Below are 23,795 nucleotides of genomic sequence, written 5' to 3'. Positions count from 1 at the left end.
CCGTTTCTGCGGGGATAACCGGGTTATGGCCGTACTTTCTGCGGGAAAGAGGCACTGGAACCCTCGCAACCCGCGTATACCCGGCGCTCGCTCGCAGAAACGGGTACGGTTTGAGGAGTGGCCGCTGTGGAAAAGGCTGTGGAACCTGTAAGTTATCCCCGCAGAAAACAGTTCGCCCCGCCCGCAGATACAGGTTCGGCTTGCCGCAGATACGGGTTCGGCCCTTCGCAGAATCGAGTACGGTTGCCCGCAGAATCGGGTTCGGCGGGGTTGGTTTTTCCCTTACGAATCAAGGCGCTGAACTTCACGTATACGGTTTACAAGTAGTTAACCCGTATCGGTATCGTTTACTGGTAGTGGATAGCTGGCGAACCGTGGACAACCCTGACGGGTTGCCCACCGTCCGCCACCATGCGACCAGTCGTGAGATTCCCAGCCGGCAGAAAACAGGGCGAGCAAGGCAAAGGCTTTGCGTACCTGTTTCTGCGTGACAACCTTTGCGGCTTCGAGTACAAAGGCGGGTAATCCGAAGCACGCCAATATGCCCATCAAACGCTCCCCGGCCACCACGGGGGATCGAAGCGTCCTCGACCTGGACGCCGAACCCTCCCGCATCATTGTTCCCGGCAACGAGAACAACCTGGTTCCGTCCGAGAAATTCCAGCGTCTGTTCGACGAAGCGCAGGCCATGGAGCGTGAAGACGCCTGGCAAAGCGGTGAAGTCGGCTTCCTGAGCCGCGCCAGCGTCCAGGTAACGCTGCCCTACCGCGCGCCCAAGGGCGCGCCGCCGGTATGGACCCGCACCAGCGGCAATATCTCGCTGATGATCCAGCCTGGCTACTTCACGCAGCAACGCTCCGAACGTGCCGCCAACGGCCGCCAGAAGCTGGTGTCCGAGACCGTCTCGCTGGGTTACCCCTATGGCTCCTATCCGCGGCTGATGCTGGCCTGGATCGGCAAGGAGATCATGGCGAAGAAAAAGCGCGGCGAATTCACCGGCACGGTAGAGGACCGGCGCATTTCGCTGGGCAATTCGCTGTCCGAGTTCATGTACAACCTCGGCATTCCGATGGCCACCGGCGGCAAGCGCGGCACGATGACGCTGGTACGCCAGCAGATGATCCGCCTGTTCTCGGCGACCATCGCCATCGTGCAAAACAAGTCCACGCCGAGCCAGAACCAGAACCCCAACCACGAGCCACTGTCGATCGATCGGGTGGGCTACCTGCTGGCCGATCAACTGTCGACCTGGTGGGACCCCATGCAGCCTGGTCAGGGGTCCATGTTCGAGAGCTTCGTGGTGCTGTCCGAGCCGTTCTTCAACGAACTGGTCAACCGCCCCGTACCGGTCGACATGCGCGCGCTCAAGGCGCTGAAACAGTCGCCGTTCGCGCTGGACGTGTATTCGTGGCTGACCTACCGCTTCTTCACCATCCAGCGCCGCACGGAAATCCCGTGGGAGGCGCTGCAGATGCAGTTCGGCACCGAGACCGAAAGCGAGCGCAAGTTCCGTGCGCTGTTCCGCAAGGCCCTGAAGGATGTGCTGGTGGTGTATCCCGGTGCCAAGGTCGATGCGGATTCGTCCAAGGCGCTGATCCTGCAGCCTTCCCGGACCAGCGTGCGCAAGCTGGGCTGATTTGCCAGCTTCCCGCCCGGGGAGATCCGCGCACGCCGTTGCACGTGCTCTCGGGACGGCATCAGCAGGTCCGGGCGCGCCGGAACTGAGGCCGGACACCATGTCTGGCCCCGAATGCAAAAAAGGCAAGCGTTGAACGCTTGCCTTTTTTGTTTGCCCGCCGCGGACGGATCCGCAACGGGCGGGGTCAGCCGAGGCTGGTCAGGCCGGCTTGATTGCCGAAGCCTGCAGGCCCTTCGGGCCTTGCTTGACTTCAAACGTCACGCGCTGCCCATCCTTCAGGGTCTTGAAGCCCGAGCCCTGGATTTCCGAGAAGTGCGCGAACAGGTCTGCACCACCGTCGTCCGGGGTAATGAAGCCAAAGCCCTTGGTCTCGTTGAACCACTTGACCGTACCGGTTGCCATAGGAATTTCCTTTTCGAAGCAAGTTCTTGTACACAACGCAAACAACCGTTCAAGCACGTTGAGTTCTCGTAGATACCGAACGGAAGCCGACGAGGTTGACACGACTTGACTCGACTGTAGCGCGCATCATAACCACTTTGGATTGCGGTGTCATGTGCGGCGTAATGCGCACTATAGATACTTTAGGCACATCCCGGGCTGTTTTTCAAGCAATTTTACGGTACGGCTCGTTTCCGGCTGCCAAATGGCGGCCTCTGCTCTCTGCATCGGCAATATATATTTTGTAAATTTGGAAAACGGTTGAAGCATCACGTGCTTTTGGCTACAGTTGCGCCTTAAGAATCAACCGCGCTTTCAGCGCTGAAAGAGAGGTCGCAGTGCCAGCCAAAATCATCACAGTCTTTAACCAGAAAGGCGGTTGCGGCAAGACTACGGTCAGCATGCACCTTGCTGGGACGCTTGGCCTGCGCGGCGCGCGCTCGATGCTGGTCGACATGGACGAGCAAGGCACCGCCACTCGCTGGGCGGCGCAGGCCAGCGACGAGCGGCCGTTCCCGGCTTCCGTGATTGGCCTGGCGCCCTCGGGCGGCGCCATGCACCGCGAGGTCCGCAAATTCGTCCAGGATTATGACTACATCGTCGTGGATTGCCCGCCGGCGGTGCATTCGGCAGCGCCCTCGAGCGCGCTGCTGATTTCGGACCTTGCCATTATTCCGGTGGTGCCTTCGCCGCCGGATCTGTGGGCGGCGGTAGCGGCCAAGACGCTGGCGCAGCACGCCCAAGTCCAGAATGAGTCCTTGCTGATCCGTGTGATGGCCAATATGGTCCAGCGCCGCGTCTCGATCGCGCGCCAGGCCATTGAAATCCTTGGCGACGACGGCGACGTACCGCTTTTGAATTCGATGATCGGGTCGCGCTCGGCATTCCGGGAATGCCAGGCGATCGGCTGCACCGTGCACGGCGTTGCCGGCGCACGCGAGGCGGTGCAGGAGGTCGACATGATGGTCGACGAAATACTGTCTTTGATTGAGCACTAGGTATGGCTACCAAACTGAAGAGCCTCAAGGCTGGCATGCTGGCCGGCATGGCGGCCGAAAAGACCCGCAACGATACGCTGGACCGCTTCGCTCGCGCGGAAGCGGCCATTTCCCAGCATCCGAATGGATTGCTGCAGGGCAGGGGAGCCGATGGCGCGCCCGTTTTCAGCGCTGAAAGTCTTGGCGAAGCCGCCGCGGGCCGGCAGCTGATCAGGATTCCGCTGGAGCAACTGCACGACAATCCTCTCAACGCGCGGCGCCTCTACGATCCCGCCGTGGTGCAGGAGCGGGCGGCATCCATTGCCACGCACGGCCAGAAGACCCCCGGCCTGGCCGCGCCCGATCCGGCGCGCCCCGGCCATTACATCCTGATCGACGGTCATTACCGCAAGCGAGCTCTGGCGTCTGCCGGCAAGCTCGAGATGGAATGTTTTGTCGAAAACGACCTGAGCGACCTGGACTTCTACCGGCTGTCGTTCATGCTCAACGAGCAGCGCTCGGACCAGTCAGCGCTGGACAATGCGATCGCCTGGCGCCAGTTGCTGGACGAAGGCAAGGTCCAGAAGGAAGAGGAAATCTGCGAGCTGACCGGCATGTCGGCCGGCACCGTGAACAAGACGCTGGCGCTGCTGCGCCTGCCCGAGTCCGTGCTGGGCGTGATGCGCGAGCGCCCGAGCGCGATCGGCATCGCCGCGGGCTATGAGCTGACGCTGTACTGCAAGCTGGCGGGCGAGGAGCGCACGCGCGAACTGGCGGCGCGCATCATCAATGACGGCCTGTCGAGCCGCGAGGTTGAAGCCATCCGCAAGCACGCGCAGGAAGGCAAGGCGCGCAAGGTCAAGGAAATCAGCCGGCAATACAAGATCCGGACCGACAGCGGCCAGTTGCTGGGCACCATCAAGGAATGGGACTCGGGACGCGTGATGCTGGACGTGCAGCTGAGCGACCGCAGTGCCCGCGAGGCGCTGGTCGAGGCCCTGAAGGCCCGCTTCGGGCTGGACAACACGCTGCTCTGAGCCGGGCAGGCAAGCCATGGCGCCGCTGCGGCAGCATTGCCGCCGCAGCGCTCAAGCCAGCAGGTCGCGCGGCGAGCGCGCGCCAAACTCCGGATCACAGGTCTTGCGGTAGCGCTCAAGCATGCTGGACAGCAGGGCATGCAGGCCACGCACCGAGTAGCCGGCCAGCGGCAATGCCGCCAGCTTGCGCTGCGCGCGCCGGGTCGGCGGCGCGGCCGGTGGACCGATCAGCGAGGCGTCTTCTGTGCCCGCACCGTCCCACTGGAGGTTGCGGTCACGCCAATGCCGGGCCAGCGCGTGCTGCGTGGCCAGGCCAAAGCCGGGCGTTCCGTCTGGCACAATGCTTTCCACACCGTCTTCCGGAACCCGCGCAGGCTGCTGCATCGGCGCCAGCGAACGCCGCGTGACCGAGGTCAGCCGGTCCAGGCTGAGCCGGTGTTCCCGCAACAGCAGGATTGCCGCATGGGCGGTCCGGTAGCGCTGGCCATCGTCGTCGCCGCCCCGGTGTTCCAGCCATGACAGGAAGGGAGCCAGGCTGGCCTCGGGAACCTGCAAGGTGTCCGGCCGCGCCGCCTCCATTGCCGCCGAGGCATCGGTGCCGTCCGGGATCCGGGCTGGCCAGAGCGCTGCGCCCGGGTAGCCGTTGGCATGCATCCAGCGGAACAGGGCGGCCAGCACCCGCATGCTATGCCGCACGCTTGCCGGACTGAGCGGGCCGGTGAACGGACGCCATCCGGCCAGGTGGCGCGGTGCCCGCGGTCCGCACCAGCGGCTGCCCGGTTCGGGCTGCGCCAGGAAGCCCAGGTAGGCCCGGCGGTCGTCCAGATCGAGCTGCGACAGGCCCTTGCGCCGCTCCAGTGCTGCCCATAGCAGCAAGCGCTCCGCCTCCTTGCGGTAGGCCGAGAACGTGCTGCCGCTGTCGCCGGCGGCATCGCGCAGCCAGGCCTGGACGACGTCGAGGCCCTGACTGTACGGGCAGCTGGCGTCGGCGGCCAACGCGGGCGACGCGGTCATCCATTCCAGCGGCAACGGCTGGCGCATCCCTGGTCCCAGCCTGCCTCGCTCGAGCAGAGTCCGGTTGCCGACGTGCGCGCCCAGCAGCGGCTTGCCGTCCGGGTCCCGGAAGGCAGCACGGTTCTCGCTGAGCCAGCGGTTGACGGCCGCGCCGGCAAGCGCGCCAATGCGCGGGACGGCCCGCCACCAGGCGCTGCCGCGTCGGTTTGCAAGCTCAAAAAGAGAATTAAGGGTCACAATTTCAGCCTTGCGCAAGCGTCGCGACAAGGCTGGTGCAAACCACAACTCCACGCCGTGCTGGGGGCGCGGCGCCGCCGTACCCAACCGTTCGAGCTCAGCCAGCGCGTCGACGCGGCGATCCATGCCGCGGTTGGAGCGGCCAGGGCCGGCCAGCAGCAGTTCGGCCAGGTCCGCCCGTCCGTGCAGGTGCGCGAGCTGGACCATCCGGTCGCGCAGGGCAAGCAGGATCCGCAGCGCAGACTCGGCCCCGGCTTCGTCGTCATCGGCTTCGTCGGCCAGGTAGCGGGGCACCACCATGGCCGCCGGCATGCCCTGCACATAGGCGCGTACCGCCGCAAATTCGCTGCGGGTGAGGCTGACCATCATCATTCCAGGAATCATCGGCAGGTATGCGCTGAATGGCTAACTTCTTGATTTATAAGGCACTTGAAGCGAGCGAGAATTCATCCGGCCCGAAATGCATAGATAAATACAATGCCGATAATTTTATGCGCGTTTTCACTGGAAAGTCATCCCCGCTGCCCTTGTGGCATCCGTATGCTGGTGTCAGGCAGTGCTCGGGGAAAACCCGCCGCAGCGCACCATCACCTTGCATTCGACCTACGCGTTTCATATGCTGCAGGTCAGGAGTTATAAATACTTAGATCAGACTTCAGTCGCATCTAAGACTCTTTCTACATAAGCGTCTTAACACGCAAAACGGGGCGATCCGGTATCTCCACGGGAAGGACGGACCTGCAGCCTGACGGGAAGGCTGCCGGGCGGTCTGGAGCGATGGCGGATCGTATGGAAGTGCAACCGCAAGATAGCGGAGCATTTCCGACAAGCAAGCGCGGATTGTCGCAGGGTCCGAACTTGCCGCAATAATAAGAGAGCGGCCATGGCCACCATCCTCTTGATCGAGCCTCACCCCCTCCTGCGCCTGGGTCTGCGCCATCTGCTGGCCCAAGCACATATTCCTGGTGACCTGATCGATATCGATCCCCTCGCCCCAGTCGATTCAGATTTGTGGCTGTACGATGCCGACCTGCTGATCTATGGCCTGCCAGCCGATCACGCCGGCGGCTGGGCCATGCTGGAGGAACTGTGCCAGCGGCTACGCCCGCAGCGCGTGCTGGTCCTCAGCGATCAGGCGGCCCCATCGCTGCCGGATGCAGGCTTGCCTGACCCGGTGCGCGGCTGCGTGGCCAAGAGCTGCAGTGCGGATGCGCTCGATGCCGCGGTGCGCCTGGTGCTGGCCGGCGGCGAGTGCTTCCCGGCGCGTGCCCAGGGCAGCCACCATGCCTGGCAATCGGAACTCGATGCCGGCCATACCCCGGTGGCAAGCAGCGCAGGGCAGGGCGAGGCCCGGGTCGTGGCGCTGCGCGCAGGCATCGGCGAGGCCGTGCTCGAGCATGCGGTGCCCGCGCCCCAGCGCCATTTCCAGGCGCACGCGACGTACCACGAAACCCCGTCGGCCGGCGCGCACCTGCTGAACATCACCGAACGCCAGTACGAAGTGCTGGCGCTGCTGGCTCGGGGCTATCCCATCAAGACGGTCAGCCGCATGCTGAATATCTCGGTGGCCACCGCGAAGACGCATGCCTGCACGCTGTACCAGCGCCTGCACGTACGCAACAAGGGCGAAGCCGTCTACGTTGCCCTGCAGAAGGGTGCCACGCTCAACTGGGCCGGGCCCGCCACGCCCGTCAATCCGGTGACCCGGGTGCCGGCACCTGATCCCACCTGCCAGGCTGCGTGACGGGTGGCGGCGCGGCGTTCACGGGTCGCGCCTCATCCTTCTGGCGTGCGGCTCTCGGCCAAAAGCATGAGGCAATGGCGGCGGCGGCTTGCTACCTTGTGATGAAAGGCATCTGCAGACACTTTTTCCGGCGGCCGGCGCTGCCCTGATGCCCTGCAAGGCGGGCCGCCCCGCGGCCCGGATCCCGACCCGGTGGCAAGCGCATCTGCGGCCCGGGCCAGCTGCCAGACCGAGTCAATGCCGACCTATCTCATCGCCAGCAATGAAATGATGTGCCGTGTCCTGGCGCGTCGCCTGAACGCACTGGACGTGCCGCAGCCGATCACGTGGCGCACGCCGCAGTGGCTGCATGAATCGGCGCGCGCATCGACGCAGGCTTCGTCATCGGAGCCATCGCCGGACCCGGCCGATATCGCGCTGATCGATTGCAGCGCACTGGAGGGCGACCCGCGTGCGTTGCTGGACCAGCTGCAGGCACGCCTGGCGCCACGGCGCTGGCTGGTGCTGTCCGATCGCCTCGATGCCTCGCTGATGCTGCATGCCGCGCTGCTCGGTGCCAGCGGGTGTCTCGCGCTGCCGGCACCGGTTGAACTGGTCTGCGCCGCCACCGCGCTGGTGTGGGCCGGCGGCCAGTGCTTTCCGCGCATGGCGCTGTCACTGACGGGCGCCAACGGGGCCACCGCCTCCCTCCTTTGAGCGAGCAGACCTACATCCACCGTAGGAGTGCGCATCGCACCTGATTGCCTATGCTTGATTCGCCCGGAGGCAGAAGCCAGCCCAGTTTGCAGGCAGGCCGCCCTGGGGAAGTAAGGGGGTCATATGGAGGCCGGACTGGAATTCCTCGTCGTTCGCGGCTTTGCTGTGCGCGAAGGCAGAGGCAAGTGGGCGTGCTGCTTCGAGATCAGGCTGGCTGCCAGCCTTGACCATGGTTGCCACGCGGGTGCCAACGAGGGCAGCGATGAGCCGCTGCTCTATCGCGGTGAACTGCACGGGCGTCAGTTTGACTGCGAGCTGGCCGCCGCCGACGCGGCCCGCGCGGCCGGCGAGCGCGAAGCGCGGCTGCGTGTGGAAAGCCTGAGGGCGCTGATCATTGCTCAGCATCGGCATCGCGTGCCGCCACCACTCGTGGCCTGAACCAGCAGGCATCCAGCGAGAATCAGGCACAGTGGCACCCGGCGGCCTCGCCGGGTGCCACTGTGCCTTTGTCATTCTCTTCGTCGTCGCGCAGCTTGCCAAAATGAAAATCGCCCAGTTGGGGCGATTTCATGGCAAGGTATTTGCGGAACAGGACACCAGCCGGCGAGCCAAAAAAGAAGCCCGCCGACCGGGGGACCATGCGGGCTTTGAAGGCGTGCGGGCCATACTGCCCGCCCACACGTCTCCTTGACGATAACCAATCAGTTCGCAGTCCTCCATCAACCAGAAGCACCATGCGCGCATATTTGCGGCTGAGTGCCCCCCTGAACCCCCTGAACCCTTTGCGGGTTTGTGCGCCGTCCAACAGACTGGCCAGAACCGCGCGCGCCAAGATCGCCATCATGGCCAATGGCAGCAAGTATCTGGCTCGGGTTCAGGGGGAGACGGAAAAATGACTGGTGTCAGCGCTCGGCCTGCCGTATCGCTCGTCAGGCACGCGCGCGGGCCCGGCATGGGCCGTCCGTACCCGCTCATGAAGCGGCATGGCAGGCGCGGAGGTCACTAGTGCACGGCGACACCAGGATGCGTGGACGGGGCGGACCAGGATTGCGCGGCGGCAATCCGGTGTGGTCGCACGTCAACTGCCATATCGACCTTTGGATCGAGCTGCTGCACGGGCTGGACCTGCCGCCGGTCGCGGCACTGGCCTGCGCGGTGCGGCAGGACTTCGAGGCCGACCACTTCACGCAGTGCCGCTTTCCGGATGCCGACCTGGAGCGGCTGTACGGCCTCACCGTGCACGCCCTGACGTTCTACGACTCGCTCGAGTCGCACGTTGCGGCACAGACCTCGCGCGGCCATATCGTCGTGATGGAGCTGGACAGCAGCCAGCTGCCGCCACCCCGCGGCGCCGGCTACCTGCGCCATTGCATGCCCACCTGCATTGCCATCGATGTGTTGATCCCCGAAGCCGGCGCTGTCGGCTACTACCACTCCGACGGCTACCACACCGCGACCGGCGAGGACTACGCCGCCATCATTCGCCTGGCACCGGGCGTGCGCAGTGCCGACGCGCTGCCCTTCATGCACGCCGATGTGGTCCGCCGCAACGGGCATCCGCACGCTGCCGAGACGCTGCTCGAGGCCTCGCTGGCATTGCTGCGCTTTCACCTGGGCAACCGTCCGCGCGAGAACCCCGTCACAATGTTTCGCGCGGTATTTCCCCAGCATCTCGAGCGGCTGATGGCGCGCGGGGAACCGGGCTTTCACCACTACGCGTCGGGCGTGCTGCGCCAGCTCGGCGCCAATTTCGAGCTGCTGGCGCGCTACCTGCGCTGGCTGGTGATGCACGGGCAGGAGGTGCCCGAGAAGGCGGCACAAGCCTGCTACACCATGGCCTCGGAGGCGATGGTGATGCAGTTCCGCCTGATGCGCGCGGTCATCAGCCGCAAGCCGGACCGTTGCGAAGACTGCCTGGACCAGCTCGAAGCCTCATACCTGGCCAGCGTGCCGTTGCTGGCCGCGCATTTCGGCGAGTTCAAGCCATGAGTCGGCAGATCCTGCCTGCAGCGGGCAACACTTGGCTGGTGTGCCGCCTCCGGCGTCTGGCACAGAACCGGTTCGATCCGGCGCCGGGGGCAACCCGGTGCATCCGCCTTTTGCACGATATCCCGGGTCTCATGCCGACAGCGGAGGGCATGCCATGCATCCAGCCTTGCGTGCCTGCCGTGACTGACTAGCCCGTAACAGCTTCCATCTGCCGTGCCGCCTCGCCTCGTATGGCGGCGGCGGACATCGCAGCCGCCGCGGCGCATGGAGCCCTTGTCAGCGCCCGCTTCACTCTCGCCTTTCCGTCCAACCTCCCGATGGATGACCGTTCCCCAGCCGTTCGCCTACTGTCGGAGCGCGCTGCCATGACGCTAAATAGAGGCACTGGCTTGCAAAGAGCGCCGCACCTGGGTCGGCGGCGCAGCCAGCCGGTTCTCGGAAAGCAGTCGTGCCGAGCCAGGCCGGCAGAGCGTTGTTCCCGGACTCGGGATTGGACAGGGGGTACGAAAATGATTACGCATCGATCGGATCTGCATGTCAATCACCTGCTCAGCGCGCTGCCGCGCGGCGAGTGGGAGACGCTGGCGCAGCACTTCGAGCTGGTCCGTCTGCGCGCCGGCGAACTCCTGACTGATTCCGGCCAGCGCATCGTCCATGTCTATTTCCCGACCACCGCGGTGGTATCGCTGCTGTCGCTGCTGGAGGACGGCGCGACGGTCGAGATCGCCGCGGTCGGAAACGAAGGGCTGGTCGGCATCCCGGTGGTCACCGGCGGCGACACCATGCCCAGCCGGGTGGAAGTGCGCAGCCCCGGAATGGCCTATCGCATTCCCGCGCGCCTGCTGCGCGGCGACCTGCCGCGCCTGCCCACGCTGCAGCGCGTGACGCTGCTGTACGTGCAGGCCATGCTCACGCAGATCGCACAGACCGCGGCCTGCAACCGCCACCACTCCCTGAACAAGCAACTGTGCCGCTGGCTGCTGCTGGCCATCGACCGGCTCAGCTCCAACGAGCTGGTGATTACCCAGCAGGTCATCGCCAACATGCTCGGCGTGCGCCGCGAAGGCGTGACCGAAGCGGCCGGCAAGCTGGAAGACCTGGGCCTGATCCACCACAGCCGCGGCCATATCACCGTGCTTGACCGCTGCGGGCTGGAGAAGCATTCGTGCGAGTGCTACAAGCTGGTCAAGCGCGAGTATGACCGCCTGCTGCCCGCGCTGGCCAGCGCCTGAGCGGCACGCTTCGGCGCGTGTGGCCTGCGAAGCGCGGCGTGTATACGCCGCGCCGATCCCATTTGAGGAGCTGTAGTCGTGAGCAGACTGTCATATGCCGGTGGCCCGGCTGAGAGCGCCACCCCGCGCCGTGAGGCCCAGCCGGGCGTCACGCAGGCGCGCGCGCTGATGGACCACCTCGGCTGGATTGCCGCGGCTGGCGTGGCCGGTGCGGCCGCAGGCTTGCTGGTGGCGCTGTCGGCGCCGCCGCAGTATCGCGCGCAGGCGCTGGTGCAGGTTGAGGGGCGCGATGGCGGCATGCGCAGCGTCGCCCAGATGCAGGGCCCGGCGGCCTTCGACGCAGGCCTGCTCAAGAGCCGCGCCGTGGTCGGTCCGGTGGTGGAGCGGCTGCGGCTCGATATCACCGCGCAGCCGCTGCGTGCGCCGCTGCTGGGCGCGCTGGTCCAGCGCTTTTCCACACCCGGCCAGCCGCGCGGCACCTGGCCTGCCAGCCTGGGCTATGCCTGGGGCGGCGAGCGTCTGGTAATCGCCAGCATGACCGTGCCCGAGGCGCTGGTAGACCAGCCACTCACCTTCGAGGTGCGCAGCGACGGCCGCTACCGCCTGATGCAGCAGGACACCTTGCTGCTGGAAGGGCGGGCCGGCGAGACTGCGATGGCCAACGGCATTGTGCTGCGCGTGGACAAGATCGAGGCCGGGCCCGGTACGCGCTTCCAGCTCACGCGGCACGACCTGGCCCGCACCGCCGAGTCCGTGCGCCGCGGGCTCACGGTGGAAAGCGAACGCAGTGAAACCCCGGCGAGCCTGGGCGGCGCGGCCGACCCCCTGACCGCGCCGGGCGGCACCGTGCGCGTGAGCTGGCAATACCCGGACCGCCAGCTTGCCGCCCAACTTGTCAACGGGGTCACGCGCGCCTATATCGACGGCCAGACCGACAAGCGCCGCCAGGACGCGGCCGGCACGCTCGCGTTCCTCTCGGGCGAGCTGCCGCGCGTGCAGAGCGAACTCACGCGCGCCGAAGAGGCGCTCACGCGCTACCGCGCGCGCACGGGTTCGCTGCAGCCCAGCCGCGACGCGCAGTCGTTCCTCAGCAACAGCATGGAGTACCAGCGCCAGATCGCAGCGCTCAAGCTTGAGCGCACGCGGCTGCTCCAGCGCTTCACGCCCGAGGCCAACGAGGTCCGCACCGTCGACAGCCAGATCCAGCAGATGACTCGCGAGCGCGCGGAGATCGACGCGCGTATGCAGACCCTGTCGGCCTCCGAGCGCGAATCGGTGGCGCTCACGCGTGACGTCAAGGTGGCCGAGGACATGTACATGTCCTTGCGCAGCAAGGTCGAGCAGCTGTCGCTGATGCTGTCCGACAGCTCTACCCAGATGCGCGTGGTCGATGCCGCGATCGCGCCGGTCACACCGGTCGGTCTCGGCGCGTGGCCGTTCGCCTCCGCCGGCGCCTTGCTCGGCCTGTGCCTGGGCGTGGCCGCGATCAACCTGCGCCAGCGCATGCGCCCGTCGGTGGCCAGCGCCGCCGATGCGGAACAGCGCCTGGGCATGGCCATGCTGGGCGATATCGCCTTCAGCAACGAGCAGACCGAGCTGGAACGGCTGGTCGAAGCCAAGCGCCGCCTGGGCATCGCCTCCGGCTTTGTGCTGCCGCCCAATGTGCGCCTCGGCCGGCCGGAGTCTGTCACCAGCGTGATCGACGCCGCCACGGCCGCCGCGCCCGAGGACGAACGCGCGCGCGCCGAACGGCTGCTGCGCCAGGGCCTGCACGACCAGTTCCTGCTGGCGCGGCGCGCCCCGCATTCGCTTGCCGTGGAAGGCCTGCGCACGCTGCGGGCGGCGCTGCATTTCGCGTTGCGCGATGCACCCAACTGCGTGGTTGCGGTGACCAGCCCCGCCGCCAGCGCCGGCAAGACCTTCGCCGCGGTTAACCTCGCGGTGCTGTTCGCCGAAGCCGGCCAGCGCGTGCTGCTGGTCGACGCCGACCTGCGCCGCGGCCGCGTGGCGGACTGGTTCGACCTGCCTGCCGAGCCCGGGCTGGCAGAAGTGCTCGCTGGCCGCAGCGCGATCGCCGACGCGGTCAAGCCGAGCGTGGTCAATGGCCTGTTCCTGCTCAGCCGCGGCGCGGTGCCGGCCAATCCGTCCGAGCTGCTGATGCTGCCCGCGCTGGCGGAATCCCTGCGGCTGTGCGCGGGGCGCTTCGACCTGGTGCTGGTGGACACGCCGCCGGTGATGGCGGTGGCCGATGCCACGCTGGTGGCCAACCTGGCGGGTTCCACGCTGGTGGTGGTGCGCGCCGATGTCACGGCGACGGCGCAGGTCGATGAAACCCTCAAGCGCCTGGCGCACGCCAATGCCAGGCTGGCCGGTGGCATCCTCAACGGTGTCATGCCCCGGCGCAGCAACCGGGCGGACTTCAATACCATCAATCCTTATCTGGGGATGCCGTTGCCACGAGCGGTAGCGAAGCCTCCCGCATTGGCCGGTCAAGCCGATCGGGTAGGGAAAAACTGACGCATGCCAAAGCACGCCAGAAACCGCACCGCCATTTGTGTGGGTGTACCTGTTTCTGCGGGCGTTTGGCGGACGTTCTGAGCACGCGCATTGGTGTGAAAACGCACTGATGCGCGTGCGACGCTCAGGCTCAATAGGTCTCCAAGGCGTTGTACCTCAACCTGGAGCCCAGCATGCGAGCAGCGATACGCACCATACTTTTGGAAGTGGCCCGACTTGACGTACCAGTTGAATCGCTGGACGACCAGGCCGATCTATACGAAGCGGGACTGTCATCACTGGCAACGGTGCAAGTCATGCTCGCGATCGAAAATACCTTCGGCATCGAGATACCTGACCGCATGCTGACTCGCCAGCTGTTCCGCAGCATCAGCACACTGGCTGCGGCGACCGAGCAGATCAAACAAGAGCAGGAGGCGGCATGAGCCCGGTCCTCGCCAGCGTCGAGCAGGCCTTTCCGCGCGCAGAGACTGCTGACGCCGCACACTTGCTGGCCGGAGCGCGCCTGGCCGCGGCAGAAGCAGCCAGGCATGCAGACCAGGTCGACGCCGATGCGTGTTTTCCGCACCAGGCGTTTGCAGTCTTGCGTGAGCAGAGGTTGCTGGGCGCCATGGTGCCGCCAGCCTGTGGCGGTGATGGCGCGTCGCTGGAAACGATCGCAGCGGTCTGCCGCGTGCTGGGCGGTGCCTGTGCCTCGACGGGAATGATCTACGCCATGCACCAGATACAGGTGGCATGCCTGGTCAATCATGCGAGCACCAGCTCGTGGCACGCGCAGCTATTGCAGCGCCTGGCCAGCGAACAATTGCTGCTGGCTTCGGCCACGTCCGAAGAGGCGATTGGCGGTGCCTTGCGCAGCAGCGGCTGCGCGGTCAACGCCGATGGCGGCAACCTGTACTTGCTCAAGATGGCTCCGACCATTTCCTATGGCGCCCATGCCGACGGGATCCTCGTCACGGCACGCCGCCATCCCGATGCCTCGCCATCGGACCAGGTCATGGTAAGCGTGCTCAAGCCAGACTACGTACTGGAAAGTCTCTCCACCTGGGATACCCTGGGCATGCGCGGCACCTGCAGCAATGGATTCCGGCTGGAAGCCCGCGGGCATACCGATCAGATCCTGCCCGTGTCGTTCGGCGAGATTGCCGACGTCACCATGACCCCCGTGTCGCACATCTTGTGGTCTGCCCTGTGGACCGGTATCGCCGCGGATGCGGTTCAGCGCGCCAAGGTGCTGTTCCAGGGCCAGGCGCGCGCCCGGCCTGGCACGCTTCCGCCCTCGGCTACGCGCGTGGCCGAAGCGGTTGCCATTATCCAGATGCTCGAGGGGCGGCTGGAACTGGCGTTGGCTCACCAACGCCAGCGTCATGCAAGCCAGAGTGTGTCGGCAATTTTCAACCTGGCGGCGGAAATGAACGGGCTCAAGACCAGCGTGTCGTCGCTGGCGCTCGAAGCGGTGCAAATCGCGATGCTGGTCTGCGGCATGGCGGGCTACAAGCATGGCACGCCGTTCAGCCTGGGACGCCACCTGCGGGATCTGTGGTCCGCCCCCTTGATGATCAACAACGATCGCATATTGACCAATACCGCCAATCTGCTACTGGCGGACCGGTCCGCCTGAGGAGCCGTCCATGGACGATACCAGCAACGCTTACGTGCCAGGCGACGACGCATCCGTTGCCCCGGGTGACCATTCTGCCATGGCCAGGCCGGCGCAGGATCCTGACACGGGCCGCCGTGCTTACCGGCAGGCGCTGATTGACGCCCGCGTGCTCTTTCCCTCGACGGTCGATGGCATTTATGGCCGTAGCGGACTGTTCGAGAGTATTGCCGACGGCTTGAACTACGCCGTCAGCAAACTGGGCGCCGACCAGGACGCGGAGGTGATGCGATTTCCTCCTGCCATGCCGCGCAAGGATTTCGAAGCGAGCGAGTATCTCAAGGGCTTTCCCCAACTGGCAGGGACGGTGCATTGCTTCTGTGGCGGCGATCGCGAACATCATCGACTCCTGGCGCGCCTGGAGCGCGGTGAGGAATGGGCCGATCAGCAGCAGCCCACCGATGTGGTGCTGGCGCCCGCGGCGTGCTATCCCGTCTACCCTGTGGTGGCCAGCCGCGGTCCGATGCCTCGGGAAGGGCTGGTGGTTGACGTGTTGACGTATTGCTTCCGTCATGAACCTTCGATCGACCCTGCACGCATGCAGATGTTCCGCCAGCGCGAATATGTCCGGCTCGGCACGGCCGAGCAGATCGTGGAATTCCGTCAACGTTGGATGGAACGTGGCACGCAACTGGCCAGCCTGCTTGGCTTGCCGCATGAGGTTGACGTGGCGAACGATCCGTTCTTTGGGCGTGGCGGCAAGATCGTGGCCGACAGCCAGCGCGAGCTCAAGCTGAAGTTCGAGTTGCTGGTGCCGATCAATGATGGCGCGCCGCCCACGGCTTGCATGAGTTTCAACTACCACATGGACCATTTCGCGCACGCATGGCCGTTGCGTACCGCGGACGGCGCGCCGGCGCACACCGGCTGCGTGGGCTTTGGCATCGAGCGCCTGACGCTGGCCTTGCTGCGTCACCACGGCTTCAAGCCGGCGAACTGGCCCCAGCGGGTGCGTGACGTGCTCGGAGGCATCTGAGACGGAGCGGCATTGAGACGTGAGCAGATGCCGCATCCATTCGGCCCATGCAGATGCAGTGCCGACCGATGCGCCTGGTGGTCCGCCCTGCATCGAACTTCTGCAGCCGCCCGGAGCAGCGAGGCATGCTCCGCGTGGCCAGCGTTCCAGCACGGGCAGGCTGTCACGGGAGAGGCAGTCCATGAAGTCGCAAACTTATCCTGACACAAGCATTCTTGCGTCCGGTCAGCAAGCACTCCCCGGCGGCCGCCCGGGCGTTGCCATCGGCAGTACCGCGCTCGGCGGCGAGTGGACATGGGTGCAGACACCCGCCGGCGCGGCCGAAAGCCCCGCTGCATTGGATCCTGCCGCAGGCTGGCTGCCGGCCCCAGTGCCCGGCACGGTGGCCAGCGCGCTGCGCGCCGCCGGGCGATGGGACGACGCAATGCCGCCGCCATTGCACCAGTATGACCATTGGTATCGTGTGAACTTTGCCGGCCGCGGCCGGCGCGTGCTGCGCTTTAACGGGCTCGCCACGGTGGTCGAAGCCTGGCTGAACGGAAAGCTTGTGCTGAGCGCGCGGCATATGTTTGTCGCTCATGAAGTCGAGGTCGACCTGGACGGCGACAACCTGATGCACCTCTGCTTCCGTGCGCTCCATCCGTGGTTGCGCAAGCAGCGCGGCCCGGTGCGGTGGAAGCCAAGAATGATCGTGCCACCAATCCTGCGGGCGATTCGCACGACCCTGCTTGGCCACATGCCGGGCTGGTGCCCGCCGGTCCATGCGGTTGGGCCCTGGCGGCCGGTGGAACTGCTTGACCCGGCCAGTGACGACATCCTGCATGGCGTGCGCGCTGATCTGTGGGGGCGGGTGCAAGGAGATCGCGGTGTGATTGGCCTGCACCTGCACTTCCCGGCATCCGCGCCAGCGTCTGGATCGTTCGAGGCCATCGACGGCGAGGGATGCATCTATCCGGGCTCGCTGTCGCGTACCGACAGGTTCACACTCGAAGGCACAGTCTGCGTTGAACGTCCAAAGCTCTGGTGGCCGCATACGCACGGTGAACCCCACCTCTACCGTGTGGATGCAACCATCGAGGGACGCGCCATCCACTGCGGACGGGTTGGCTTTCGCACCATATCATTGGATTGTTCAAGCGATGCCGGGGCCTTCGCACTGCGCATCAACGGAGAGCCGCTGTTCTGCCGGGGGGCGTGCATCTCCAGCAATGATCTGCACGGCCTTGCCGACACGGATGAAGCATCCCGGCACTGGCTGGAGCTGGCGCGCCGGGGCGGGATGAACATGGTGCGGATCAGCGGCGTCACGTGCTATCCGGGCGCGGCCTTCTACCGGATATGTGACGAACTTGGCTTGCTGGTCTGGCACGATTTCATGTTCGCCAATTTTGATTATGGCAGCATCGGACCGGGCCTCGGCCTCACCGAGGACATCACGCGCGAAGTTGGCGACTGGCTAAGCGCCACCCTAACCCATCCGAGCATTGCCGTGCTGTGTGGCGGCAGCGAGGCAGAGCAGCAGGCGGCAATGATGGGCGTCTCGCGCAGCGACTGGAAGCAGCCACTGTTCGACGAACTGATCCGGGGCTTGGTTGCCGCCAAGCGGCCGGACGTAGTGTATGTCGGCAATTCGCCAACTGGCGGCGCGTGGCCGTTCCAGCCGGACACTGGTGTGAGTCATTACTACGGCGTTGGAGCCTACCAGCGACCGTTGGCGGATGCGCGCTTGGCGCAAGTGCGCTTTGCTTCCGAATGTCTGGCATTTGCCAATGTGCCCTGCGAGCGCACGCTGGCGGAACACGGTTTGTCGCAGCCGCTGCATTCGCCCCGCTGGAAAGCCACAATACCCCGCGACGCGGGCGCACCGTGGGATTTCGAGGATGTACGTGAGTACTACCTGCGAACCTTGTACGAAGTGGATCCACCGCGCCTACGATATGAGCAGCCGCAGCGTTACCTGGTGCTGTCCCGTGCGGTGGTCGCGGAGGTGATGACAGAAGTCTTCAGCGAATGGCGCCGGGTCGGGTCAAGCTGTGCCGGCGGACTGATCTGGCAATTGCAGGATCTCGTGCCCGGAGCCGGCTGGGGCATCGTCGATGCGTGCGGGCGGCCAAAGTCGGCCTGGCATGCCCTGCGGCAGGTCTGGCAACCGCTGCAGGTATTGATTACCGATGAAGGGCTCAACGGACTGCACGTGCATGCGATCAACGAAACGCCGCAACCGCACGCGCTGTCGCTGACGCTGCGCTGCCTGCGCGACGGCGAGACAGTTGTGGCCGAAGCCCGGCACAGCCTGTTATTGCCGGCGCGTGGCGCGGCGCGCATTGAAGCAGCGGCGCTGCTGGACCGCTTCTTCGACTTCACCTATGCGTATCGCTTCGGCCCGCCGACGCACGATGTGGTCGTGGTCACGCTGCATGCTGCCGACAGCGGCGAGCCGCTGAGCCAGGCCGTCTACCTTCCTGACCGCCGTGCCGCCGCGCTGAAGCCCCCCGGGTTGCGAGCCAGGCTCGAGCAAGTCGACGGTGACTGGTGGCTGACGGTATCCGCGCAGCGCTTCGCACGTTGGGTTCACATCGACGATCATGCCTTTCAAGCGACCGATAACTGGTTCCATCTCGCGCCCGGCAGCAGCCGGCGTCTGCGGTTGGTGCATGAGGCGGGGAAGGCTGGCGCGCACGCTCCCGCGATTCCTTCCGGCGAGATCCACGCGGTCAATGCGGAGCATCCACTTGGCTATGATGGCTGACCGCCGAGCCGGGCGCCGTTGCTGTTGCGGCGCTCATGCCCCGGGATGCCCGCCGTAGAACATGGCGGGCACCCCCGGCCCTATGCGCAGACTTGGTGGGACGTGCCGAACGCCGACAGCAAGCCCTCCATGGTCCTGTCATAGCAGGACTCCAGCGTGTCCAGGCAATCCGTGCAGGAGTCCACCCGCCGGCGCGCGACCGCTCGAGCAAGCCGGAACTGCAAGACCTTACTCTCGGTCGCAATGCTGCGTGCGGCGTCAGCCACAGCCTTGGGCGCATTGTATTTTTGCTCGCTGAGCCAGGCCAGCCAGTGGTGCAGCATTTCGAAGTTGGCGCCGAGCTGACGCGGAAAATTGAAGGAGTACAGGTGGAAATAGGCGTCGTCACGCGCCAGCAGGGTATCCATATGCTCGCCGAACACCTGTCGCCAGCAGGCCACCGGGTTGGCTGCAGGGCGTCTGCCCAGGTGGTAGCGCAGCAGGCCGACCGAAGCGTCGACCAATGCGGATGACGCGAGCGGCGGGCGCACGCGCTTAGCGCATTCGGCATAGGGGAACAAGATGTTGCCGTTGCCGCTGAGATCAGGGAGAAGCCGCAACAGGCCGCGATAGTTCTCCTCCTGCGCGCTGTGATAGCCGAGGCCGTGGTAGTACCAGAGGCGCTGCGCCTGGCCGTCAATGCGGTCAATGGCGACGGTGGTCTTGACGTGCTCGCGCCGGTACGCCGTGGCATGCGTGTCGGGCAGATAGTAGCTGTCGGCTTCGAGCAGCACGGTGTGACCGCGTTCGACCTGGGCCATGACGTGCGCCTGGAGCGTGTCGTAGACCGCCATTTCTTGCACAACCGTCCCGTACAGCGTCTCCAGGTCCAACTGCGGATACTTGAAGAAGGTAAAGTGATCACCCTCAAAGTCTTGCGCCACGGTAAAAGCCAGTCCCGCGCGCGGTTCGAGACCCCAGCGGTGGAGCAGTTCGACCCACAAGTCGATGTAGCAGTTGGTTTCCTGCCAGATGGCCTCGGCGCTATGCAGCGGGTGGGAATCCGCAATCGACGGCAGGGTGGCGCCGAATCCGCCGCCGCCCTCGCTGCGTGCTGTGCTTGCCTTCATGTCCGGTCCTCCACATCTGTCATGTCCCAAGGCGTGGTCTGCCGGCCTGGGTGTGGACTCCAAATCTAGCGAGTTGGCCTTCGCTCTTCGGTGCGCTCTCCAACAGACTCGGAGGCCTTTCGGCTGGGTCGAGAGCGGTGCAGGGAGTGCTCCCTCGAGCGGCGGCCCAAATGTGAGATAGCCAACGGTGCGAAGGCACACTTGCAGACAGAATTGCTCAAAGCTCCATCCGGATTCGCGTGCCAATGGATGGACAGCGGGCCGAAGAGCAACGCACCGGGAGCACGACATGGGGCAAAAGCTATCAACAGTGCAGTCGCTGCGCGCCATCGCGGCGACGGCGGTGGTCGCCTATCATTCGGCCGCCACGATAAGGATCTTCGGGTGGACGCCCGGTGCTCTCAGCCATGCGAGCGAGTGGGGATGGAGCGGCGTCGATATTTTCTTCTTCATTTCCGGGTTTGTGATGGTGGCCACGACCTCGGGCCGGCTTCGCGGAGCGCAGGCGGCAAAGGATTTCATGGTTGCCCGGCTCATGCGAATCGCACCGATGTACTGGATTCTCACCAGCCTGATGCTGGCAGTCGTGTGGGTGGTACCGAGTCTTAAGAATTCCGAGTTCACGGCGATGCAAATTGTGACCTCCTATCTCTTTATCCCATACGAGGTCAAAGAGCACGGTAACGCCTACCCGATTCTCTATGTCGGCTGGACGCTGGTCTATGAGATGTTCTTCTATGCGGTTTTCGCCATCTCGATCTGCTTCTCGGAGCGATGCATGCGTTGGGCCTTGCCCGCCTTCTTTGCAGGGCTTTCGGTACTGTCGCTCACCAGGCCAACGCTATATATCTTCAGGTTCCTGACCTCCCCCCTGCTGCTGGAATTCGTACTCGGCTGCCTGGTTGCCTGGCTCTACAAATTCGGCTATCGGATCTCCAGGCGGGCTTCTTTCTCCCTGATCGCGGCCGGAGTTTTCGGCTTCCTTGTGCTGACCCCCGGTTCTTCGATGGAGGACAGAGTGGTCTTTGCGGGAATCCCCGCGGCGCTGCTGGTTTCCGGGATGGTGTTCTGGGAGAGCGCCGAGGGCTGGATAGGAGGTAGCTGGTTGCAGGGCATTGGCGATTCCTCATACTCGTTATATCTGTTGCAGGCCTTCACGGTTCCGGCATTTGCCCGGCTGTTCTCCGCGATGGACAAGCACAGGGTCTTGCCAGGCGACATTGCATGCGTGTTGTTGGTGATTGCGACGATGATGGTTTCGTTGCTTACTTATCGACTTGTCGAGAAAAGAATTGACGCAAAACTGGGCAAGCTTCGCCAGGGTCTTCGGAGAGTTCCTGCTTCCGGTAGCGGAAGACCGGAAGAGCCGGCGGCGCGGCCGGCAGGTCGAGACCGAGGGGTATAGCGGAGGTGGCGTGCGTTCTGTGGTCATCGCCACATAGCAGTGCAACGTTCGCTTTCCGCCGCAACTATACTGAGCCAGCGTGGCGTGTGGCGGCCACTAATGACTTGCCCGGCCCGGCAAGTGCCGGCGCGGCATGCAGGCTCCCTCCCCCATTCGACGCTTACCCCCTCTGGACCTACGTGCCGGCCATTCCAGGAAGGATGCCGCCTGCCGGTGGCGCTCCTTACGCCGCCGCCCTGACGGGCGGGATTTCTCGGAGCGAATGTGATGAAGCGCATCTTTGACATCCTCCTGGCCGTGCTGGCCATCCTGCTGCTCGCCATTCCTCTCCTGTTCCTGATGGGCGCGGTGCGCCTGAGGCTGGGCAAACCGGTCTTCTTCCGGCAGGTGCGGCCGGGACTTCATGGCGAACCATTCCACATCGTCAAGTTTCGCACCATGACGGATGCTTGCGGCCCGGACGGCGAACTGCTGCCCGATCCGGAGCGGCTGACAGGATTCGGAGCATTGCTGCGCGCCACAAGCCTTGATGAATTACCGGAGCTCTGGAATGTCGTCAAAGGCGATATGAGTCTGGTCGGGCCGCGGCCACTGCTGATGGAATACCTGCCGCTCTACACACCGGAGCAGGCACGCCGCCATCTGGTCCGTCCCGGTATTACCGGACTCGCGCAGATCAGTGGACGCAACGCTATCAGCTGGGAGGAGAAATTCCGGTTGGACGTCTGGTACGTCGACCATGTATCGGTATGGCTGGACATGGTGATCTTGTGGAAGACCGTCACCAAGGTCGTGGCGCGCGAGGGGATCAGTGCCGCGGGAGAATTCTCCGCCCCCCGCTTCAAGGGAAGCAAGCCGAGTGCCCCGGATGTCGATGCCGCATGACATGTCGGATGCTCGCTCGAGACGCAAGGGCGAGTGACCATTCCATGATCTGGAGCCGCCAATGCGATTGTCCTGGGTGCTGATCGTCCATATTGGCGGCGCTTCACTCACGTTCCCCCTTGCTGCCATGATTGCGCTGCGGCTGGTCTACCTGGGCTTTTGGAGGCAGGCATGCTATTGGCTCCTGTCGCTGGGGGCCGGCGTGGCCGTCATTCTTGCAGGGAAACTCGCGTTCGAAATTGGGGGATGGTCAATACCATCGGCGAACGTGTACAGCATAAGCGGGCACGCCATGCTTACGGCTTCGGTCTACCCGGCGCTCTGTGCGATGCTGGGATCGACATGGGGCAGGCGCACAGCCAGGTTCGGCCTGTTTGCCGGTGTATGGGTGGCGGTCGTGGTGGCGGTTGCCCTGATTGTCGGTCGCTATCATACGCTGGCGGAAACCCTGATCGGCATGGCTGTGGGGTTGACCGTGGCATGGCTCAACCTACATCCCTCTCGTCCGCTTGCGCGCGCCGGTCAGACGCCGATGCTTGCCCGGCTGGCACTTTGCGGCTTCCTGGTCCTTATTATGCCGGCCGCGCTGCATCCTATCAAAACTCGCTTGTGGTCCCATGGGTTGCTTTGGTTCGGTGTCACCGAGCGCTATTTCAGATCCATCGACACCGATCCGGTTTCCGGCCGGACTGTGGTGAATGTCGAACAGTGCCGTTTGCCGTCTTACCGGGCATGTTCTGACACCTTCTGAGCTGCGACGACGGAGTTCACCATCACTGATCACGGATCCGGCGTGCCGTAATCTGGTAGGTACCGGCAGTGATGAACTGCCGGTCCTTGGCGTTGGCGGAAACGCCGGTGTGAGAGTCGACAACGCAATCGGCACCGATTGTCACGCCTGGGTAGAGCGTTGCACGTGTCCCCAGGAAACACCGCGGTCCGACGGTGGCGTTGCCATTGAGGACCGCGTGAGGTGACAGCACAGAGCATGCGCCCGCCCGGGAACCATGGCCGATCCCGCTGAAGACATTGGCCACCACGCCATCCTCCACCACTGCGCCCCGACTGACGACAGTGAATGGAAAGATCAGTGCACCCACGCCCAGGCGGGCGGAAGGCGAGACAAGGGCCGTGCTGTGTACATACAGCGGAACCTCGATCCCGATTTGCAAGAGCCAAGACAGTACGTCCTGCCGTGCCTGGGTGGCAGCTATCGCGACCAGCACTGCCTGGTGCGACGCGGGGCGGAACTGACGTATCGGTCCCAGATGCGGCAGATCTATGCCGTCCGGAACCTTGCCCGGCCTGTCATCGATGAAGCCCGCTACAACCGGTCCGCCGCACAATGCTTCTGCCTGCAGATAATCATAGAGTTCCACCCCGAGCCCGCCGGCGCCGGCGATGACCACTGAAGAGACGGCAGACGCGTGAACGAGTGGCATGGCTGATGGGCCCTCCGGTGAAGCCGTGTGAAAGTCGGCGGTGGTG

Annotated in this window: 21 protein-coding genes; 16 read left to right on the top strand and 5 right to left on the bottom strand. The window is 64.8% G+C overall.

The genetic code is table 11. The features are described 5' to 3' along the window. Positions 1-541: 541 nt before the first annotated feature. Positions 542-1,636, top strand: a complete 1,095-nt coding sequence (locus C265_RS21685) for a replication protein RepA (protein WP_010811148.1) — start codon at positions 542-544, stop codon at positions 1,634-1,636. 201 nt (positions 1,637-1,837) lie between these two features. Here C265_RS21685 and C265_RS21680 read toward each other — a convergent pair whose 3' ends face one another. Further along, complete coding sequence (locus tag C265_RS21680) at positions 1,838-2,041, bottom strand: cold-shock protein (RefSeq protein WP_006159056.1); 204 nt, start codon at positions 2,039-2,041, stop codon at positions 1,838-1,840. Positions 2,042-2,418: 377 nt separating this feature from the next. On the opposite strand from C265_RS21680, the gene C265_RS21675 reads away from it, so the two are divergent. Then, positions 2,419-3,078, top strand: a complete 660-nt coding sequence (locus C265_RS21675) for an AAA family ATPase (RefSeq protein ID WP_010811147.1) — start codon at positions 2,419-2,421, stop codon at positions 3,076-3,078. 2 nt (positions 3,079-3,080) lie between these two features. Continuing rightward, positions 3,081-4,094, top strand: a complete 1,014-nt coding sequence (locus tag C265_RS21670; RefSeq protein ID WP_010811146.1) for a ParB/RepB/Spo0J family partition protein — start codon at positions 3,081-3,083, stop codon at positions 4,092-4,094. A gap of 51 nt (positions 4,095-4,145) precedes the next feature. Here C265_RS21670 and C265_RS21665 read toward each other — a convergent pair whose 3' ends face one another. Continuing rightward, entirely contained in the window at positions 4,146-5,717 is a 1,572-nt protein-coding gene (locus tag C265_RS21665) for a phage integrase family protein (protein WP_010811145.1), read from the bottom strand. Between the two features lie 511 nt (positions 5,718-6,228). Between C265_RS21665 and C265_RS21660 the strand changes: the two genes are divergently transcribed. The 3 genes from C265_RS21660 to C265_RS21650 all read left to right on the top strand — a co-directional run bounded on the left by C265_RS21660 (position 6,229) and on the right by C265_RS21650 (position 8,223). Beyond that, positions 6,229-7,089 (top strand): response regulator transcription factor, encoded by an 861-nt coding sequence (locus C265_RS21660; protein WP_010811144.1) that lies wholly within the window; start codon positions 6,229-6,231, stop codon positions 7,087-7,089. Between the two features lie 237 nt (positions 7,090-7,326). Beyond that, positions 7,327-7,785, top strand: a complete 459-nt coding sequence (locus C265_RS21655) for a response regulator transcription factor (RefSeq protein WP_010811143.1) — start codon at positions 7,327-7,329, stop codon at positions 7,783-7,785. 123 nt (positions 7,786-7,908) lie between these two features. Further along, entirely contained in the window at positions 7,909-8,223 is a 315-nt protein-coding gene (locus tag C265_RS21650) for a hypothetical protein (protein WP_010811142.1), read from the top strand. 22 nt (positions 8,224-8,245) lie between these two features. On the opposite strand, the gene C265_RS32305 is transcribed toward C265_RS21650, so the two are convergent. Continuing rightward, on the bottom strand, positions 8,246-8,629 hold the full coding sequence (locus C265_RS32305) for a hypothetical protein (protein ID WP_144062264.1): 384 nt from the start codon (positions 8,627-8,629) through the stop codon (positions 8,246-8,248). 161 nt (positions 8,630-8,790) lie between these two features. On the opposite strand from C265_RS32305, the gene C265_RS21640 reads away from it, so the two are divergent. From C265_RS21640 to C265_RS21610, 7 genes are all read left to right on the top strand, one after another. Next, a complete protein-coding gene (locus C265_RS21640; protein ID WP_011616301.1) occupies positions 8,791-9,774 on the top strand; it encodes a DUF1839 family protein in 984 nt (327 codons plus the stop codon). Between the two features lie 509 nt (positions 9,775-10,283). Continuing rightward, positions 10,284-11,006 carry a Crp/Fnr family transcriptional regulator gene (locus C265_RS21635; protein WP_010811139.1) on the top strand — a complete coding sequence of 241 codons (723 nt, stop codon included), beginning with the start codon at positions 10,284-10,286 and terminating at the stop codon, positions 11,004-11,006. A 78-nt stretch (positions 11,007-11,084) separates the two neighbouring features. Next, positions 11,085-13,523 (top strand): polysaccharide biosynthesis tyrosine autokinase, encoded by a 2,439-nt coding sequence (locus C265_RS21630; RefSeq protein ID WP_010811138.1) that lies wholly within the window; start codon positions 11,085-11,087, stop codon positions 13,521-13,523. 173 nt (positions 13,524-13,696) lie between these two features. Beyond that, complete coding sequence (locus tag C265_RS21625; RefSeq protein ID WP_010811137.1) at positions 13,697-13,948, top strand: acyl carrier protein; 252 nt, start codon at positions 13,697-13,699, stop codon at positions 13,946-13,948. Beyond that, positions 13,945-15,144, top strand: a complete 1,200-nt coding sequence (locus tag C265_RS21620) for an acyl-CoA dehydrogenase family protein (protein ID WP_010811136.1) — start codon at positions 13,945-13,947, stop codon at positions 15,142-15,144. Before C265_RS21625 ends, C265_RS21620 begins: the two co-directional genes overlap by 4 nt. A gap of 10 nt (positions 15,145-15,154) precedes the next feature. Further along, positions 15,155-16,159 (top strand): amino acid--[acyl-carrier-protein] ligase, encoded by a 1,005-nt coding sequence (locus tag C265_RS21615; protein ID WP_010811135.1) that lies wholly within the window; start codon positions 15,155-15,157, stop codon positions 16,157-16,159. 181 nt (positions 16,160-16,340) lie between these two features. Further along, positions 16,341-18,908 carry a glycoside hydrolase family 2 protein gene (locus tag C265_RS21610; protein ID WP_010811134.1) on the top strand — a complete coding sequence of 856 codons (2,568 nt, stop codon included), beginning with the start codon at positions 16,341-16,343 and terminating at the stop codon, positions 18,906-18,908. 80 nt (positions 18,909-18,988) lie between these two features. Here the strand turns inward: C265_RS21610 and C265_RS21605 are convergent, their stop codons facing one another. Then, a complete protein-coding gene (locus tag C265_RS21605) occupies positions 18,989-20,017 on the bottom strand; it encodes a DUF1839 family protein (RefSeq protein WP_010811133.1) in 1,029 nt (342 codons plus the stop codon). A 289-nt stretch (positions 20,018-20,306) separates the two neighbouring features. Here C265_RS21605 and C265_RS21600 point away from each other — a divergent pair, with 289 nt between their 5' ends. The 3 genes from C265_RS21600 to C265_RS21590 all read left to right on the top strand — a co-directional run bounded on the left by C265_RS21600 (position 20,307) and on the right by C265_RS21590 (position 23,058). Beyond that, positions 20,307-21,422 (top strand): acyltransferase, encoded by a 1,116-nt coding sequence (locus C265_RS21600; RefSeq protein WP_010811132.1) that lies wholly within the window; start codon positions 20,307-20,309, stop codon positions 21,420-21,422. 267 nt (positions 21,423-21,689) lie between these two features. Beyond that, positions 21,690-22,307 carry a sugar transferase gene (locus C265_RS21595; protein WP_010811131.1) on the top strand — a complete coding sequence of 206 codons (618 nt, stop codon included), beginning with the start codon at positions 21,690-21,692 and terminating at the stop codon, positions 22,305-22,307. Between the two features lie 61 nt (positions 22,308-22,368). Next, a complete protein-coding gene (locus C265_RS21590) occupies positions 22,369-23,058 on the top strand; it encodes a hypothetical protein (protein WP_010811130.1) in 690 nt (229 codons plus the stop codon). 22 nt (positions 23,059-23,080) lie between these two features. Here the strand turns inward: C265_RS21590 and C265_RS31725 are convergent, their stop codons facing one another. After that, entirely contained in the window at positions 23,081-23,749 is a 669-nt protein-coding gene (locus C265_RS31725; RefSeq protein ID WP_010811129.1) for an acetyltransferase, read from the bottom strand. Positions 23,750-23,795 lie beyond the last annotated feature (46 nt).

Source organism: Cupriavidus sp. GA3-3, from assembly GCF_000389805.1.
GTDB classification, from domain to species: Bacteria; Pseudomonadota; Gammaproteobacteria; order Burkholderiales; family Burkholderiaceae; genus Cupriavidus; species Cupriavidus necator_D.
Note: the sequence above shows the minus strand (reverse complement) of the source record. Positions and strands in the feature narration are given on the sequence as shown.

Bases quoted from the DNA above. Each gene is read 5' to 3' on its own strand.
- C265_RS21685 (WP_010811148.1), top strand. From the start codon at position 542: ATGCCCATCAAACGCTCCCCGGCCACCACGGGGGATCGAAGCGTCCTC.
- C265_RS21680 (WP_006159056.1), bottom strand. From the start codon at position 2,041: ATGGCAACCGGTACGGTCAAGTGGTTCAACGAGACCAAGGGCTTTGGC.
- C265_RS21670 (WP_010811146.1), top strand. From the start codon at position 3,081: ATGGCTACCAAACTGAAGAGCCTCAAGGCTGGCATGCTGGCCGGCATG.
- C265_RS21665 (WP_010811145.1), bottom strand. From the start codon at position 5,717: ATGATGATGGTCAGCCTCACCCGCAGCGAATTTGCGGCGGTACGCGCC.
- C265_RS21660 (WP_010811144.1), top strand. From the start codon at position 6,229: ATGGCCACCATCCTCTTGATCGAGCCTCACCCCCTCCTGCGCCTGGGT.
- C265_RS21655 (WP_010811143.1), top strand. From the start codon at position 7,327: ATGCCGACCTATCTCATCGCCAGCAATGAAATGATGTGCCGTGTCCTG.
- C265_RS21650 (WP_010811142.1), top strand. From the start codon at position 7,909: ATGGAGGCCGGACTGGAATTCCTCGTCGTTCGCGGCTTTGCTGTGCGC.
- C265_RS32305 (WP_144062264.1), bottom strand. From the start codon at position 8,629: ATGATGGCGATCTTGGCGCGCGCGGTTCTGGCCAGTCTGTTGGACGGC.
- C265_RS21635 (WP_010811139.1), top strand. From the start codon at position 10,284: ATGATTACGCATCGATCGGATCTGCATGTCAATCACCTGCTCAGCGCG.
- C265_RS21625 (WP_010811137.1), top strand. From the start codon at position 13,697: ATGCGAGCAGCGATACGCACCATACTTTTGGAAGTGGCCCGACTTGAC.
- C265_RS21620 (WP_010811136.1), top strand. From the start codon at position 13,945: ATGAGCCCGGTCCTCGCCAGCGTCGAGCAGGCCTTTCCGCGCGCAGAG.
- C265_RS21615 (WP_010811135.1), top strand. From the start codon at position 15,155: ATGGACGATACCAGCAACGCTTACGTGCCAGGCGACGACGCATCCGTT.
- C265_RS21610 (WP_010811134.1), top strand. From the start codon at position 16,341: ATGAAGTCGCAAACTTATCCTGACACAAGCATTCTTGCGTCCGGTCAG.
- C265_RS21605 (WP_010811133.1), bottom strand. From the start codon at position 20,017: ATGAAGGCAAGCACAGCACGCAGCGAGGGCGGCGGCGGATTCGGCGCC.
- C265_RS21600 (WP_010811132.1), top strand. From the start codon at position 20,307: ATGGGGCAAAAGCTATCAACAGTGCAGTCGCTGCGCGCCATCGCGGCG.
- C265_RS21595 (WP_010811131.1), top strand. From the start codon at position 21,690: ATGAAGCGCATCTTTGACATCCTCCTGGCCGTGCTGGCCATCCTGCTG.
- C265_RS21590 (WP_010811130.1), top strand. From the start codon at position 22,369: ATGCGATTGTCCTGGGTGCTGATCGTCCATATTGGCGGCGCTTCACTC.
- C265_RS31725 (WP_010811129.1), bottom strand. From the start codon at position 23,749: ATGCCACTCGTTCACGCGTCTGCCGTCTCTTCAGTGGTCATCGCCGGC.